The sequence below is a fragment of the Actinomadura geliboluensis genome (genome assembly GCF_005889745.1).
In the GTDB taxonomy this organism is placed as follows: Bacteria; Actinomycetota; Actinomycetes; order Streptosporangiales; family Streptosporangiaceae; genus Spirillospora; species Spirillospora geliboluensis.
This window is the reverse complement of the sequence record NZ_VCKZ01000007.1, coordinates 24,577-39,626: the sequence shown is the minus strand read 5'-3', so window position 1 is coordinate 39,626 and position 15,050 is coordinate 24,577. Positions and strand designations below refer to the sequence as shown.

13 protein-coding genes are annotated in these 15,050 nt (G+C 71.3%); 7 read left to right on the top strand and 6 right to left on the bottom strand.

Features of this window, described 5'->3' with window-relative positions; all coding sequences use genetic code 11:
* Window positions 1–24 precede the first annotated feature (24 nt).
* The 4 genes from ETD96_RS02435 to ETD96_RS02420 all read left to right on the top strand — a co-directional run bounded on the left by ETD96_RS02435 (window position 25) and on the right by ETD96_RS02420 (window position 4,999).
* The gene (locus ETD96_RS02435) at window positions 25–1,125 is read left to right on the top strand and encodes a phosphotransferase family protein (RefSeq protein WP_138633285.1); all 1,101 of its coding nucleotides are present in this window, start codon (window positions 25–27) and stop codon (window positions 1,123–1,125) included.
* A gap of 127 nt (window positions 1,126–1,252) precedes the next feature.
* On the top strand, window positions 1,253–2,809 hold the full coding sequence (locus ETD96_RS02430; RefSeq protein ID WP_171068820.1) for an AMP-binding protein: 1,557 nt from the start codon (window positions 1,253–1,255) through the stop codon (window positions 2,807–2,809).
* 130 nt (window positions 2,810–2,939) lie between these two features.
* Complete coding sequence (locus tag ETD96_RS02425; protein WP_240807132.1) at window positions 2,940–4,058, top strand: enolase C-terminal domain-like protein; 1,119 nt, start codon at window positions 2,940–2,942, stop codon at window positions 4,056–4,058.
* A 17-nt stretch (window positions 4,059–4,075) separates the two neighbouring features.
* Window positions 4,076–4,999, top strand: coding sequence for a ketopantoate reductase family protein (locus ETD96_RS02420; RefSeq protein ID WP_138633276.1), 924 nt, complete (start codon window positions 4,076–4,078; stop codon window positions 4,997–4,999).
* Window positions 5,000–5,016: 17 nt separating this feature from the next.
* Here the strand turns inward: ETD96_RS02420 and ETD96_RS02415 are convergent, their stop codons facing one another.
* The 4 genes from ETD96_RS02415 to ETD96_RS02400 form a co-directional block, all read right to left on the bottom strand.
* Window positions 5,017–5,439 (bottom strand): VOC family protein, encoded by a 423-nt coding sequence (locus tag ETD96_RS02415; protein WP_138633362.1) that lies wholly within the window; start codon window positions 5,437–5,439, stop codon window positions 5,017–5,019.
* 403 nt (window positions 5,440–5,842) lie between these two features.
* On the bottom strand, window positions 5,843–7,969 hold the full coding sequence (locus tag ETD96_RS02410; protein WP_171068818.1) for a hypothetical protein: 2,127 nt from the start codon (window positions 7,967–7,969) through the stop codon (window positions 5,843–5,845).
* 126 nt (window positions 7,970–8,095) lie between these two features.
* On the bottom strand, window positions 8,096–8,797 hold the full coding sequence (locus ETD96_RS02405) for a YqeB family protein (RefSeq protein ID WP_240807130.1): 702 nt from the start codon (window positions 8,795–8,797) through the stop codon (window positions 8,096–8,098).
* A gap of 2 nt (window positions 8,798–8,799) precedes the next feature.
* Window positions 8,800–9,483, bottom strand: a complete 684-nt coding sequence (locus tag ETD96_RS02400; protein WP_205719070.1) for a hypothetical protein — start codon at window positions 9,481–9,483, stop codon at window positions 8,800–8,802.
* A gap of 241 nt (window positions 9,484–9,724) precedes the next feature.
* Here ETD96_RS02400 and ETD96_RS02395 point away from each other — a divergent pair, with 241 nt between their 5' ends.
* From ETD96_RS02395 to ETD96_RS02385, 3 genes are all read left to right on the top strand, one after another.
* On the top strand, window positions 9,725–10,120 hold the full coding sequence (locus ETD96_RS02395; protein ID WP_138633270.1) for a MerR family transcriptional regulator: 396 nt from the start codon (window positions 9,725–9,727) through the stop codon (window positions 10,118–10,120).
* A gap of 106 nt (window positions 10,121–10,226) precedes the next feature.
* Window positions 10,227–11,150: a quinone oxidoreductase family protein gene (locus ETD96_RS02390; protein ID WP_138633267.1), complete on the top strand. Its 924-nt coding sequence runs from the start codon at window positions 10,227–10,229 to the stop codon at window positions 11,148–11,150.
* 269 nt (window positions 11,151–11,419) lie between these two features.
* Window positions 11,420–11,827 carry a VOC family protein gene (locus tag ETD96_RS02385; protein ID WP_138633264.1) on the top strand — a complete coding sequence of 136 codons (408 nt, stop codon included), beginning with the start codon at window positions 11,420–11,422 and terminating at the stop codon, window positions 11,825–11,827.
* A 179-nt stretch (window positions 11,828–12,006) separates the two neighbouring features.
* Here ETD96_RS02385 and ETD96_RS46390 read toward each other — a convergent pair whose 3' ends face one another.
* Together ETD96_RS46390 and ETD96_RS02375 are read right to left on the bottom strand one after the other, a co-directional pair.
* Window positions 12,007–13,383 carry an RICIN domain-containing protein gene (locus ETD96_RS46390; protein WP_138633261.1) on the bottom strand — a complete coding sequence of 459 codons (1,377 nt, stop codon included), beginning with the start codon at window positions 13,381–13,383 and terminating at the stop codon, window positions 12,007–12,009.
* A 16-nt stretch (window positions 13,384–13,399) separates the two neighbouring features.
* Entirely contained in the window at window positions 13,400–14,818 is a 1,419-nt protein-coding gene (locus ETD96_RS02375; protein WP_138633258.1) for an endo-1,4-beta-xylanase, read from the bottom strand.
* Window positions 14,819–15,050 lie beyond the last annotated feature (232 nt).

Below are 15,050 nucleotides of genomic sequence, written 5' to 3'. Positions count from 1 at the left end.
GGCCGAGGAAGGAGACGAGGGCGCATGGTGACGAGCGAACGGGCGACCGAGCCGGCGGCGCAGGCAGGGGCGGTGGCGCAGGCAGGGTCGGTGGCGCAGGCAGGGCTGGACGAGCTCGTCCGGCCGGACAGGCTCGGCGCGGCCCTGGCCCGGGCGACCGGCGACGCGGCCTGGACCGAGCTGACCGCGACCCTGCTGGCCGGCGGGAAGTCGAACCTGACGTTCCTGCTCACCAGCCCCGCCGGGGAACTGGTGATGCGCCGGCCGCCGTCCGGGGAACTGCTGCCGAGCGCCCACGACATGGCCCGCGAGGCGCGGGTGCAGCGGGCGCTCGCCTCGTCCCCCGTGCCGGTGGCGCGCGTCGTCCTCGACGACGACGGCGCCGTCATCGGCTCGCCGTTCTACGTCATGGAGCGCGTCCAGGGCCATGTCATCCGGGACCGCATGCCCGACGGCTACGCCGACGGCCCCGGGCAGCGGGCGGAGCTGGCGTTCGCGCTCGTCGACGTCCTGGCCGCCCTGCACCGGATCGACCCGCGGTCGGTCGGGCTGGACGGCTTCGGCAGGCCGGACGGCTTCCTCGACCGGCAGGTGCGCCGCTGGACCGACCAGTGGCGGCGGTCGCGCACCGCGGCCGTGGCCCCGGTCGAGGAGCTGGGGCGCCGCGTCGCGGAGGCCGTGCCCGCGTCGCGGGGGGCCTCGATCGTCCACGGGGACTTCAAGCTCGACAACTGCGTGATGGACCCGCACGACCCGGGCCGGATGCGGGCCCTGCTCGACTGGGAGATGTCCACGCTCGGCGATCCGCTGACCGATCTCGCCCTGCTGCTCTTCTACTGGCAGGAGCCCGGCGAGCCGGGCCTGCGGCTGACCCCGGCCGTCACCGCGCTGCCCGGCTTCCCGAGCCGCGCCGAGATCGCCGCCCGCTACTGCCGCCGGACCGGCGTGGAGATGGCCGACCTGCCCTTCTACGAGGCGCTGGCGCACTTCAAGTGCGCGGTCATCACCCAGGGCGTCGCCGCCCGGCAGCGGGCGGGCGCGATGGCCGGCCAGGAGTTCGGCGACCTCGACGACGAGGTCCGCGCGATCGCCGAGCGGGGGCTGCGGCGGCTCGACGCCCGCTGAACACCTTATTGAAAGTGACGTCAGGTTAATGATAGGTACGGGTGACCGCTGTCCCGGCCCCCGGATGCGCCCCGCCGGCGGCATCGGGACGGAACCGGTCCGAAGTTCGGTGGGAGGCGCATTCATCATGGACGACCGCGGATTCACCGGCGCGATGGCCGACATGGTCGACCATTGGGCCCGGGAGGCGCCGGACCGGCCCGCCACCGGCAACGCCGGCGGCAGGCAGCTCACCTTCGCCGAGCTCGCGCACCGCTCCGCCCAGGTCGCGAACGCGCTGGCGGACACCGGCGGCCCGGTCGCGTACCTGGGCCGCGACGCCGCCGTCTGGGCCGAGCTGATGACGGGCGCGAACAGGCGCGGCATCCCCGCCGTCCCGCTGAACTGGCGGCTCGCGCAGGCCGAACTCGCGCGCGTCCTCGACCACGCCAGGCCGGGGGCCGTCGTCGCCGACACCGCGTACCTGCGGGCGCTGGGCCTGGCGGAGGAGGACGTCGCGCACGCCGGGGAGAACGTCGTGGTGCTGGGAGGCGACCTGCGGCTCGTCTCCGGTTACGACGCCTGGCTCGACGGGCGTCCCACGACCGCCGACCGGCATCCGGCGGACCCCGGCGACACGACCCTCCTCATCTACACCTCCGGGACCTCGGGCCAGCCGAAGGCGGTGCAGCTGACCAACGCCAACATCACCGCGAACCTGGCGACGCCCGCGCCATGGGAGGTCGGCCCGGGATCGGTCGTGAGCGTCCCCGCTCCGCTGTTCCACGTCTCGGGGACGGGGTGGCTGTTCTACTGCCTGGGCCGGGGAGCGCGGTCGGTCTTCCTCACCGACGCCTCGCCCGAGGGCGTCCTGCGCGTGCTGGCGGACGTCCGCGCCACGCACATGCTGAGCGTCCCGGCGGTCGTCCAGACCCTGGTGCAGAGCCCGGCGGTGGCGGACGCCGACCTGAGCAGCCTGAAGACCCTCATCTACGGCGGGTCCCCGATGCCGCCCGCGGTGATCGAGGAGGCGCGGGCGGCGCTCGGCTGCGACCTCGTGCAGAGCTACGGGATGACCGAGGCGTGCGGGCCGATCACGTTCCTCAGCCCGGACGACCACCGTGCGGGAGGCGCGCGGCTGGCCTCCGCCGGACGCGCCGCCGAAGGAGTGGAGATCCAGATCCGCGATCCCGCGACCGAGAAGGAACTGCCCGCCGGGGCGACCGGCGAGGTGTGGACGCGCAGCGCCCTGCTCACCCGCGGCTACCTCGGCAACGAGGCCGACACCGCCCGGGTCTTCCGCGCGGGCGGCTGGTTCCGCACCGGCGACGCGGGCCATCTGGACGAGGACGGCTACCTGTTCCTGACCGACCGCATCACCGACATGATCATCACCGGGGGAGAGAACGTCTATCCGGTGGAGGTCGAGAACGTCCTCGCCGAACACCCGGGAGTGGCGGAGGCCGCCGTCGTCGGCGTCCCCCATCCGCGCTGGGGCGAGACGGTCGTCGCGACGATCGTCGCCAGGGACGGCGCCCGGCTCACCGAGCCGGAAGTGATCGCCTTCTGCCGGGAAAGGCTCGCACACTACAAATGCCCGACCCGGGTCGACCTGGTCGACGCGCTGCCTCGCACGCCCAGCGGCAAGGTGCTCAAGCGCAGCCTCCGTGAGCCGGTCGCGGGGAGCGTTCCCGCGAACCCGTGAGCGCGCACGGCGCCGCGGCCCCTGTACCGGCCGGGCCCGTGCGCGCGCTGTCGCCGGCCGTCGTGCAAGAGAAGGAGAGCGTGTGCGTATCGTCGACATTCGAGAAATGTCCATCCCCCTTCAGGGGAACGTGACCAATTCCGTGGTCAGCTTCGCCGACCACACCGTCTCCCTGGTCGCGCTGATCAGCGATGTGCGCCGGAACGGACGCCCGCTCGCCGGCGTGGCGTTCAACTCCATCGGACGCTTCGCGCAGAGCGGCATCCTGCGCGAACGCATGATCCCGCGCCTGCTGAGCGCCGACCCGGATTCGCTGCTCGCGCCCGACACGGGACTCCTGGACCCGGGCCGCGTGCTGAAGCGCGCCATGAAGGACGAGAAGCCCGGCGGCCACGGCGACCGCGCCGCCGCGGCCGCCGCCCTCGAACTCGCCTGCTGGGACCTGCTCGCCAAGCACGCCGCCGAACCGGCGCACGTGGTGATCGCCAAAGCGTACGGACGCGCCCCCGGCTGGGACGGCGCCCCGGTCTACGCCGCGGGCGGCTACTACCGTCCCGGCGACGACGTCCGGCACCTGAGGACCGAGCTGAGCGGCTACCGCGACGACGGGTACCCGGCGGTGAAGATCAAGATCGGCGGCCTGCCGCTCGACGAGGACCTGCGCCGCGTCGAGGCGGCGGTCGAGGTGATGGGCGGCGGCGGTGCGGTCGCCGTCGACGCGAACGGGCGCTTCGGCTGGACGCAGGCGCTCGCGTACGCCGAGGCGCTCGCCGGCCACCGGCTCCGCTGGTACGAGGAGGCCGGGGACCCGCTCGCCTTCGACCTGCACCGGCGGCTCGCGGAGGTCTATCCGGGAGCCGTCGCCACCGGCGAGAACCTGTTCTCCGTCCAGGACGTGCGGAACCTGCTGCTCTACGGCGGCGTCCGCGCCGGCCTCGACGTGTTCCAGATGGACGCGGGCCTGAGCTACGGGCTCACCGAGTACGTCCAGATGATCGAGCTGATGGAGGAGCACGGGATCGACCGCCGGTCGGCGTACCCGCACGGCGGGCACCTGATCAACCTGCACATCGTGACCGGTCTCGGCCTCGGCGGCTGCGAGGCCTACCCGGGCGTCTTCCAGCCGTTCGGCGGCTACGGCCCCGGCTGCCGGCTCGCGGACGGCCGGATCCATCCCGCCGACGACCCCGGCTTCGGACTCGAGGCGAAGCCCGGCCTCACCGAGCAGATCGCCCGGCTCGTCGCATGATTGCGGAAGGAGGGGCCATGAGGATCGCCGTCGTCGGATGCGGCGCGATGGGATCGGTGTACGCCGGACGGCTCGCGTCGGCGGGCCACGACGTCCTCGTCGTCGACCGATGGGCCGAGCACATGGCGGCCATCGCCGAGCACGGGCTGCTGGTCTCCGGACCGGACAGGGAGACCCGGGTCCCGGTGCGGGCGCACACGACCCCGCCCCGGCAGCCGGTGGACCTCGTCGTCCTCGCCGTCAAGGCCGCGGACGTCGAAACCGCCGCGCTCCAGGCGCGGCCGCTCCTCGCGCCCGAGACCGTCGTCCTGACGATCCAGAACGGCTTCGGCTCGGCGGACGTGGTCGCCGCCCACCTCGGCGGCGACCGGCTCGCCGTCGGGGTGGCGAGCGGCTTCGGCGCGTCCGTGAAACGCCCCGGCGAGGTCCACCACAACGCGATGCGCGCGCTCCGCTTCGGCGGCCACGGCGACCTCGACCACGCCGAGATCGAGCGCGTCGCCGCCGCCTGGCGCCAGGCCGGATTCGACGCCCGGGCCGTGACCGACATAGCCGCGATGCAGTGGGAGAAGCTCATCTGCAACGTCGCCTACAGCGCCCCGTGCGCGCTGACCGGGCTGACGGTCGGCGAGGTCATGGACCACGAGCACATCGGCCCGGTCAGCCGTGCGGCGGCCACCGAGGCATGGGACGTCGCCCGCGCCCGCGGCGTCGCCGTCTCCGTGACCGACCCCGTCGCGCTGGTCCGCGACTTCGGCGCCCAGATGCCGGCGGCCAAGCCCTCCGCGCTGCTCGACCACGAGGCCCGGCGCGTCAGCGAGATCATGTTCATCAACGGCGCCGTCCCCCGCGAGGCCGCCAAGATCGGACGGGAGGCCCCCGTCAACGCGACGCTGACCGCCCTGGTGCGCGAACGCGAAACCACCTGGTCAGAGACCTGATCGATGCCGCTGACCGGTCAGTTGGTCTGCTCGGCGAGAGCGATGAGGATGCCCGCCGGGCCGCGGAGGTAGCAGAGCCGGTAGCTGTTCTCGTACTGCACCAGCTCGCCGAGGAGTTCGGCTCCGTGCGGCCGCAGGCGGTCGATGATGTCGTCGATGTCGTCGACGGCGAACATGATGCGGTGTGCGCCCAGCGTGTTCGCCGGAGCGTGCGGGTCGCCGTCCCGGCTCGGCGGCGAGTGGTACTTGGTCAGCTCCAGCCGCCCGTGGCCGTCCGGGGTGCGCATCATCGCGATGTCCGATCGGACTCCCTCAAGCCCGACGAGGCGGTCCACCGCGCTGCCCTCGACCGTCGCCTCGCCCTCCAGTTCCAGCCCGAGTTCGGCGAAGAACGCCTTGGCGGCCGGGAGGTCGTCGACGACGATGGCGATGTTGTCCATCCGCTGGATCGTCCCGCGCTGCGGGTGGTCGGTGTCGTTCATGAAGGTCTCCTTCGGGACCGGCCGCCGAGGTCGGCGGTGCCGCGGATCATCTTGAACGCTCCGCGTGCGGTCGGCGACCGTTTGTCAGGCGTCATTGTTCTGGACGGGCGGGCGCGGAAACATCCTGATCCCGGGGCGTTCGGCGCGAATCCCGGAGAGCGCCGTGTCCGTCACCTCGGTATCACCCGCGTGTGAATGCTCGGGAAATCTCAACTCGCCAGGTCGTGGGGGCGTGCCCGTCGTGGGACTGGTTGAGCCGTACCCGGAACACAAGCGGCTCGGGCAATTGCTCGCCGTTCGCGTGGACGAGCATCTGGCGCAGGTCGGCGCGTGACACCGCCGACGGTGCGTATGCGCTCGGTCAGTGAGGTGAGGGGCGGGTGTGCGCCTCTTTCAGGGACCAGGTGCCGTGGCCACCGGTGACCTGGAGGAGCGAGTGGGACCGGAGGCGGATTTCCGTGTCGCCGTCCGGGAGGGCGAGTGTCCGAACGGGGGTCAGCGCGGCGTCGAGTAGCAGGAGGCCGAAGCCGTCTCCGCTGCGGAACAGCACGGGCCCCCGCGGGCCCAGGTAACGCACTACCGCAGGCCGGGCACCCGTTAGGGAGTGCTCGAACGGCCGGACGTGCCCGGTGGGCGGCACGGTGATGTCGTCCACGTCGGCCTGTTCAAGGGGTGTTACGTCGATGCGCCAGTCCGCCTCGGCGGTTCTCACCTGGAGGACGGCATGTGCCGGAACGGCGAACGTGCTCCGGCTCGGCGGGGACTCGTCGCCCGGCGCCGGGCTGGGCGCGTAGGCGGACACGACTGGATCGCAGCGATGCAGGACGGCGAGGTCCGGCCCGTGCAGGTAGACCCGGTGGGGTTGTCCGCCGGGGCATGTCACGACGGCGATTCCGGCCGGCCCCTGGTAGCTGAGCACTTCGGGCCCGGTGCCCGTGGCCGAGCGGGTGAAGCCGCGTGCGCGTTCCGGTCCGCTGATCGTGACGGTCCAGGGGCCGTCGGCCTCGACGTGCAGGTACCTCTTCGTGAGCTCCTTGTCGGACACCAGCCGGTCGTCCAGGACGGTCGTGGCCGGCGAGCCTCCAGGGCCGGACACCATGACCGGCGTCCCCCGGCCGAACTCGGTGCGTCGAAGCCAGGCCCGCAGCGTCCCCGGGCCCTCGTGGGCGAACTCGGCCAGCACCGGCTGGGGAAGCCGTCCCTTGATCTTGACGCGGGCCGCGCCGACGCCACGGTGCGTCCGGACCGTGCCGTCATGGGGGTGATCGACCGGCACGGCCTCCGACGGGGAAGTCCCGTCCTCCGCCAGCCAACGGTCGAGGTCGGCGGCCACCCTGCGCGGATCCTTCACCCGAAGACACAACTGGCGGAAGAGAAAACCCCGCTGAGGCATCCTCGTCTGCGGATCCAGATCCCTCAGGGTCAGCAGGACCCAGAACCAGTTCCCCCACCGCAGCCGGCGCGCGGGCAGGGAGACGCCCTCCCGCATCCGCAGGACGAGATTGAGCTCTTCCCGGAACGGCGTCAACTGGGCCGAGTGCTCCTCGTCCCGCCGCCGCGGGCCGTCGCCGTAGTGGATCGACGCGATCTCCGTGCGCGGGATTCGCAGCACCTTCCACAGCAGCAGCGCGTCCCAGATGACCAGCTCATCGTCGGTCGCCCACATCCGGGGCCGTGCCAGCACGAGCCTGAGCGTCTGGACGGCGACGCCCGCGACGACGATCGCGAAGACCGGCGCCCACGAGGCCGCGACCAGCTCGGCGAGGGTGATCTCCTTGTTGAACTCGTCCCAGAGCAGACCGAACGCCAGGAGCGACGCCGCCAGCGAGAGCATGCCGACCGCACCGGCCAGTGTCCGCTCCCAGGACCTGGCGATCTTCACCTCGATCGCGGACGAGCCGGGTCGCGCCGACCAGACCCACCGGTCCCGGTCGGCGAGGCGGCGCAGTGCGGAGCCCTCGCGTTCCCTGGCCGCTCGTCTGCGCGACGCGGGGGCGGCCCGTGTCCAGTAGACGCCCCACAGAACCATGCAGATCAGCAATGTCCCGAGACCGCCGGTGAAGACACCGAGAACGCCGGCGCCGAGCGGCTCCCCCCACTCCGGCGACCCGCCCCGCATGTGGACGAAGTCCCCCGAGCCGACGTAGAGAGCGGGAACCGAGTCCCCGACCTGGATGGAACGGCCGCCGTCCCCCCTCAGCTCGACTCTCTCCAGGGTCAGCTGAAAGAAGTCGCCGGTCGTGTACGGGCCGTACCAGTTGCATCCGCCTTTTCCGCATACCTCCGAGTGGGCCGTGAACGTGCCCGGAACCCCTTCGCCTTTCGCGGCGTGCCTGGTGGCCGTGGCCTCGTCCACGATGCCGCCGAAGACGAAGGGCCAGATCATCAGCAGTCCGACGCCCAGCAGAAGCTGGGTCATGGCGAAGTGCCCGAGCCTGGCGGGGCCGTATTTCTCCGAGGCCCGGTCGAGCAGGCGTTTCCCGTTCATCACCGTCCCGTCCAGACCGCCGCCGGAGCCCGCACCGGACGGCACCTTCGCGGAACAAGGATCACATGTCGGGCCAGGAAGATCGAACGCCTTCCCGCCGCCCCCGCCTGCTCGACCGCCGTCGCGTCATCGCGAGACGGAGCCGGGGCCGCGCCAGTACTGCCGCTTGCCCTTGTCGCGGACGACGATGCCGATCCGGGCCAGCTCGCGGCGCAGTTCCTTGACGGAGTCGCCGGAGTCCGAGGATTCCAGGGCCTCCGCGCGGGCCGCAAGCAGTGCGTTCGCCAGGTCGGGCAATTCGGGGGTCTTGGGGAACCAGATCCGGAACTCGTCCTCGTACGGGTCGGCGTCCACCCAGGTGTAGCCGTGCTCGGTGAAGGCCGCGGCCAGGCGCCGGGCGTTGAGGTCGCACTTCTCCCGGGCGATCTCCTCGCCCCTGAGGCCGAGCAGCACCAGCCGGTCCTTCTCCCGGAAGACGTGCCCGACCTGTTCGCGAGCGATCTTCTGCGTGTGGCCCGCCCGCTTCAGGACCACCCACTCGCCGGACACGGTGACCGACACCTGCTCCAGGGAGTCGAAGAAGATCAGGGCCGTCCCCGCGAGCGCTCCCACGCCGATCAGGACCACGGTGAGCCACGGCTCGGGAACGGAGATCAGCAGTTCGGCGGGGCCCCGCATCGGTGCCCACTTCAGGCCCACCAGCCAGTTCGCGAGCGGATCGAGCAGCCAGCCGACGCCGGCCAGCAGCACCGCCGCCGCCGCGTACAGCGCCCCCTGCGCCCAGACCGACCGCGCCAGCGTTGTTGAGGCATCCGGATGCGATCGCATGTTCAGGACCTCCCTGCCTGCGCGACGGTCTCCTTCGAGCGGCGCAACCGATGGTCGACGAGACCCAGAAGGAGCAGCACACCCAGCAGCAGGCATACGGCCGCGAGAGCGAGGGCGAGCGCCGCCACCGCCACCCCCGTCCAGGACGCGGGGGCCAACTGGTGGACGCCCCACAGCACCACGGCGCCGCAACCCACCAGCCACGGCGGCGGAACCCGTCCCGGCACGGGATCAGAACGCCGGGGAAGGGCGAAGGCGGCGACGCCCAGCAGCACGGCGCAGATCACATGGCCCGCGACGAAGACCAGCAGGTACTTGGCACTGAGGCCCAGCTCCGGGAGGTGGGTCGGCAGCCGGTCGCGGTCCCAGGATGGCTCGTCCACGAAGTCCGGGTTGAACAGGCTCTGGTCGATCAGCCCCGCCTGGACGAGCCCGAACGCGGCGCTCAGCAGCACGATCGTCGGCCAGCCCCGGCCGGTACGGCGCACGGCCTCACGGATCAGCACCGCGACGGTCCCGTACAGCGGGGCGAGGATGAGCAGCCCGCCGAGCAACTCCAGCGGACGCCCGATGATCTGGTCGTAGCCGATGAGGTACTCGGCGCAGATCGGCGACAGCAGTAGCAGCGCCGCCACCAGCGCGATCCGGCGCGGGAGCGGAGGCGGGACGGGGGCTTCCACGTTCATGATCTCGAACCTAGGAAGCCGCGTCCGCGCCGACAGCCGTCCAAAGACGACCATCACCGGCTCAAAGGTCGCTCCTTGGCCACCCTTTGGTCGCCCCTCCCCATGCAGCCCTGGGAGGGCACCACGACCTCACATGGCCGGGCGACGACGGGCGACCCGTACCCCGCGCCCGCGGCGCATCCTGGACGCGGACGGCCGCTCCCCAGATGATTCGCTTCGCCGCGCGCGTAGGCTCGCAGGAATGCGGATCGGTGAACTGTCCAGGCGTACCGGCGTAAGTCCGCGCTCGCTGCGCTACTACGAAGAGCAGGGCCTGCTGGCCAGCTCGCGCTCCGAAGCCGGGCAGCGCCACTACTCCGATGCCGAGGTCGAGCGCGTGGCCCTCATCCGGCGACTGTTCGGCGCGGGCCTGTCCAGCCGGGTGATCACGACCGTGCTCCCGTGCGTGGAGACCCCCGGCGACCAGGACGTCGTCGAGCTGGCGTTCGCGGCGATGACGCGCGAGCGCGACCGGATCGACGCCGACATCGCGCGGCTGATCGAGACCAGGGACGCGCTCGACGAGCTGATCACGGCGAACGGCAGGCATCGGGCGGAGCTGTCCCGCGTCCGGGAACCGGTGGCCCGACCGGCCTGATCCCGTGACCCGCGTCTCAACCGGTTGCCCCTGACATCGATGTGAGGGCTGACGATGGCCGCGGAGCCCGGAACCACCGGGCCGGTCACACGGGAGGCGACGGAGCATGGGGCAGGCGTGGGGATTCGGCGGGCACGGCGGGCCCGAGGTGCAGGAGTTCTTCGAGCGTCCCGACCCCGTCCCCGAGCGCGATGAGGTGCTGATCCGGGTCGACGTCGCCGGCGTGAACCCCCTCGACCACCTTCTCCGCTCGGGTCCGGTCCCCGGGCTCGGTGGAGGACGTCCGTTTCCCCGCGTGCTGGGCATGGAGGCGGCGGGAACCGTCCTCGCCCGGGGCGCGGACGTCGACGGCCTCGAGGTCGGTGACGCGGTCTTCGGCTTCGCGCTCACCGGTGGCGGCACCTACGCCGAGACGACGGTTCTGTCCGCGCCGAACACCGCGCGCATCCCGGCGGGCCTGTCGGCGACCGCGGCGGCGACACTGCCGGTGGCCGGGACGACCGCGGTGGACGTGCTCGACCAGCTCGACCTCCCTCCCGGTGCCGCGATCCTGGTCAACGGGGTCGGGGGCGGAGTCGGCCTCGCCGTCGCCGGCCTGGCCGCCGCACGCGGACTCCGCGTGACCGGCACCGGGAGCGCCGCGAAGCGCGACCGCGCCGAGGCCCTCGGGGTGCGGTTCATCGACTACGCCGCCGGGGACGTCGCCGCCGCGGCACGGGAGCGGGTCCCGGACGGCTTCGACGGGATCGTCGACCTGGTCGGAGGCGCGCCGCTGCGGACGGTCGCGCCCCTGGCCCGGCGTCCCGGCGACGTCATCGCCGTGGGCGACGCGTCCGTGCGCGATCTCGGCGGGCGGTTCGTCGAGCGCCGCCTCGACCGCGAGAACCTGGAGCGGTCCGCCCGGCTGGCCCTCGACGGAGCCCTCGCACCCGTGATCAGCGCGATCCATCCGCTTTCCGACGCCCCGGCCGCCCTCGCCACCGTCGAGAACGGCCACGCCTCCGGCAAGGTCGTCATCAAGGTGTCCTGAGCAGCCTGCGTCCCCGACCGGACCGGCCAGTCGGCGGGCATACGACGATTCTGCGGAATACGTGACAAAGGATGTCGTGATTCATCGAAAGGCTTGACGCAGTGACGGCTCAGAAATCCTGAGCGGCCACTCCATACGGGTCCACGCGCGCACGCAGGCTCCACGGGTTCCGGATCTCGGCGGTCGAGTGCTGTCAGGTTCGGACGACCGTCGGTGCCTGCTGCCGCGGCCCTGGCTGTCCGCAAGTCACTCGCATGAAGGAGCGTCAGATGGGTTCTCTCCTCAACCCTTGCCTTGCTTTCAACGGGAGCGCACGGCAGGCCATGGAGTTCTACCGGGACGTCTTGGGCGGCGAACTGGAGATGGGCACGTACGCCGACTTCGGCTCACCCGACGCGCCCGCCGACAGGATCATGCACTCCACGCTCCGCACCCCGGACGGCTTCACGCTGATGGGGTGGGACGTCCGGGAGGAGATGCCCCACACCCCGGGCAACAATGTCGCGGTCTTCCTCGGCGGCGATGACGCCGGGCTCCGCGGCTACTTCGAGGAGCTGTCCGCCGGCGGCACCGTGACCTTGCCCTTGGAGAAGCAGTCGTGGGGTGACGAGGCCGGCTCGCTCGTGGACCGGTTCGGGATCACCTGGATGGTGAACATCACCCCGCGGCAGTCCTGACCGACCACGGCGGCGGCCCGAACCGATGACGGACGACCGCCCGGCGAGGCGTTGGCCTGCGTCACCACAGTTCTGGAGACGAACGGCAACGGAGTTCTGCGGGCGTGCGGGCCGGCCTTGAACGGTCACGACGGAGTGGAACCAGGACGACCCCGGCTCCACTCCGTCGTGCGCTCCTGTCACTGGAACTGTGCGAAGAACCTCCAGATCTCTCCCTTGGTCCAGGTGGCGACGCCGCTCTCGTTGGGGGAGCCGTCGACCGGACCCGGTATGTGGTCTCCGTCGAACGCGGCCCATTGGACGGGATACCCGGCGCGGCATCCCGAGTAGGCGGTGGTGATGTGCGTCCGGCTGCCCGGGGCCGGCTCGCGCGGGCTCTGGGGAGTGCAGCCGTTGTTGGCGACGAACTTGTCCCGCAGCGACCGTCCCTGCGCGATGTTGAGGACGGAGTCGCCGATGCCGTGGATTCCGAAATAGGCGATGGGCTGGGTGCCGCCGTCGCACCCGCTGATCTGTGCGCCCGAGAGGACCGCGACGGCCCGGAAGACGTTCGGCCGGGCGCACGCGAGGGCGTAGCTCATGCCGCCGCCCCAGCTGAAGCCCGTGGCGAAGCGCTGCGCCGTGTTGACGCAGAGGCCGCCCTCGATTCGCCGGATCATGTCGTCGACGAAGGTGACGTCCTCACCACCCGAATTGGCCCAGCCGTTGCCGAGGCCCTGAGGGGCGACGAGGATCGCGCTGTCATTCGATTGTTCCTGCTGGCCGTAGTAGGACCAGGCGCTCCCGCTCGTCCCGCCCGACGCGACGTCGTTGGCGGTTCCGCCCCGCCAGTGGAAGGCGAAGATCAGCCGGTAGGGGTGGTCGTTGTCGTAGTTGGACGGGACCCGGAGGATGAAGCTGCGGCTCTTACCGCTGCTCTGGATCGTGTACGTACCGCTGGTGAGCGTCGGAGCGCTCCCGCACCCGCCGCCGCCACCATCGGACGACAGTTTGACCATTTCCCACTGCTGATTGGCGCCGCCCCAGTCGGTGTACTGGACGACGTTGGCGCCGTCGGCCGTGGAGCCGCCCTGCACCTCCACGGCCTTGCCGCTGCTGCGGCTGATCAGTCGGACGTGGCCCGCGTCGGAGTCGGCCAAGCGGAACTGCTGGTTGGTCCCGTTGTGGTCGGCCCACTGCTGGATTCCGGCGCCGTCGGCCGTGGAGGCGCCGGCCACGTCGAGCACCTTGCCCGAATGCCTGGCCTTCAGCCGGTAGAAGCCGCCGCCGGAGTCCACGAACTGCCACTGCTGATTGGCTCCGTCATTGCGCGTCCATTGGGTGACGCGCGCGCCGTCGCCGGTGGACGCGCCGTACACGTCCAGTGCCTTGCCGCTGTTGCGGTTGACCATGACGTACCAGGCGTTGGTGTCCACCGTCGCCGCGTCCGCAGGCGTCGGGTTCACCGCGACGAGCGTGCCCATCGCGAGGGCCGTCGCCAGTGCGGCGGCGAGCCGGGACCGCAGGCGACGCCTTGGCGGAGGAGGGGCGGGCGGAGCCGCGCCGTAGCTCTTCATCGATTCATACCCCGGTTCAGGCGCGGGTCCAGCGCTGGTTGCTGCCGTTCCAGCAGGTGTAGAGCTGGATCGGGGCGCCGTTGCCGCTGCCGGCGGCGTCCAGGCAGAGGCCGGACTGGACGCCGACGATGGATCCGTCGGAGTTCAGGCGCCACTTCTGGTTGTCGCCGCCCCAGCAGCTGTAGATCTGGACCTTGGCGCCGTTACCGGTGCCGGCGGCGTCCAGGCACTTGTTGCCGTAGACCCTGAGCTCGCTCGCGTCGGTGTAGGTCCACTGCTGGTTGGTGCCGCCGTGGCAGTCCCACAGCTGGACCTGGGTGCCGTCGGTGGTGCTGGCGTTGGGCACGTCCAGGCAGCGGCCCGAGCCGACGCCCTGGATCGTCCCGGCGCCGGGGGTGGGGGGCTCGGAGGTGCCCCCGTTGAGGGCGTTGAGGACAGCGGTGTAGGCGGCCTTCTTGTTGCCGTTGCCGTCGAACAGCAGCGGTGTCTGGTCCGAGCGCCAGGAGTCGGTGTCGCGTACACCCCAGACGGTGATGCCGAGGCACCGCGAGACGGCCAGGCAGTCGTTGGTCACGTTGGCGTAGGTCGTGGCCGAGGCGCCCTGGATGTCGAGTTCGGTGATGGCGACGTCGACGCCGAGGGCGGCGAAGCTCTGCAAGGTGGTGCGGAAGTTGCTGTTGTAGGGGCTGCCGCTGTTGAAGTGGGACTGGAAGCCGACGCAGTCGATGGGCACGCCGCGCTGCTTGAAGTCGCGGACCATCGCGTAGACGCCCTGGGTCTTGGCCCAGGTCCAGTTCTCGATGTTGTAGTCGTTGTAGCAGAGCTTGGCGGACGGGTCGGCGGCGCGCGCGGTGCGGAAGGCGACCTCGATCCAGTCGTTGCCGGTGCGCTGCAGGTTGGAGTCGCGGCGGCCGCCCGAGCTGCCGTCGGCGAACGCCTCGTTCACGACGTCCCACTGGACGATCTTGCCCTTGTAGTGGGCCATGACGCCGTTGATGTGGTCGATCATCGCCTGGCGCAGGGTGCTGCCGCTGAGGTTCTGCATCCAGCCGGGTTGCTGGGAGTGCCAGGCCAGGGTGTGGCCGCGCACCTTCTTGCCGTTCTGGACGGCCCAGTTGTAGACGCGGTCGCCGGCGCTGAAGTTGAATTGGCCCCGCTGGGGTTCGGTGGCGTCGATCTTCATCTCGTTCTCGGCGGTCACCATGTTGAACTCGCGGTTCGCGATCGTGGTGTACACCGAGTCGTTGAGCCTGCCCGAGGCGATGGCGGTGCCGAAGTAGCGGCCGCTCTGCGCCGCCGCGGCGCCCAGCGTGCTCTCCGCGGCGGAGGCGGGGGGCGGGGCGACCAGAGCGGCGGTCATGCTGAGCGCCCCGAAGGCGGCCGCGAGGGCGGCCCGCTTGCGGATCCGGGGCCTGGGCGTGGCGTTCGTACGCACGTCTGTTCCTCCATGAACGAACGATGGGCGGAAGCACGGACAGGGCCGTGCGACAGACGCCGCGCTCCGGTATGGGAGCGCACACACCACCGGGGCGTCGCGGACTCAGTGTGAGAGCCCTCCCAGATCCCGTCAACAGTTTCAAAGAATTTTCATCGCGGGCATCCGGCTGCCGCTTTGTGCACGCGTTCTAGCAGGAGATCTGTACTCGAAAGTTTTCGAAGTGCCCGGA

Excerpts from the sequence above, each read along its gene's own strand:
- ETD96_RS46390 (WP_138633261.1), bottom strand. The coding sequence starts at position 13,383 with ATGAAGAGCTACGGCGCGGCTCCGCCCGCCCCTCCTCCGCCAAGGCGT.
- ETD96_RS02420 (WP_138633276.1), top strand. The coding sequence starts at position 4,076 with ATGAGGATCGCCGTCGTCGGATGCGGCGCGATGGGATCGGTGTACGCC.
- ETD96_RS02395 (WP_138633270.1), top strand. The coding sequence starts at position 9,725 with ATGCGGATCGGTGAACTGTCCAGGCGTACCGGCGTAAGTCCGCGCTCG.
- ETD96_RS02400 (WP_205719070.1), bottom strand. The coding sequence starts at position 9,483 with ATGAACGTGGAAGCCCCCGTCCCGCCTCCGCTCCCGCGCCGGATCGCG.
- ETD96_RS02430 (WP_171068820.1), top strand. The coding sequence starts at position 1,253 with ATGGACGACCGCGGATTCACCGGCGCGATGGCCGACATGGTCGACCAT.
- ETD96_RS02405 (WP_240807130.1), bottom strand. The coding sequence starts at position 8,797 with ATGCGATCGCATCCGGATGCCTCAACAACGCTGGCGCGGTCGGTCTGG.
- ETD96_RS02385 (WP_138633264.1), top strand. The coding sequence starts at position 11,420 with ATGGGTTCTCTCCTCAACCCTTGCCTTGCTTTCAACGGGAGCGCACGG.
- ETD96_RS02415 (WP_138633362.1), bottom strand. The coding sequence starts at position 5,439 with ATGGACAACATCGCCATCGTCGTCGACGACCTCCCGGCCGCCAAGGCG.
- ETD96_RS02390 (WP_138633267.1), top strand. The coding sequence starts at position 10,227 with ATGGGGCAGGCGTGGGGATTCGGCGGGCACGGCGGGCCCGAGGTGCAG.
- ETD96_RS02410 (WP_171068818.1), bottom strand. The coding sequence starts at position 7,969 with ATGAACGGGAAACGCCTGCTCGACCGGGCCTCGGAGAAATACGGCCCC.
- ETD96_RS02435 (WP_138633285.1), top strand. The coding sequence starts at position 25 with ATGGTGACGAGCGAACGGGCGACCGAGCCGGCGGCGCAGGCAGGGGCG.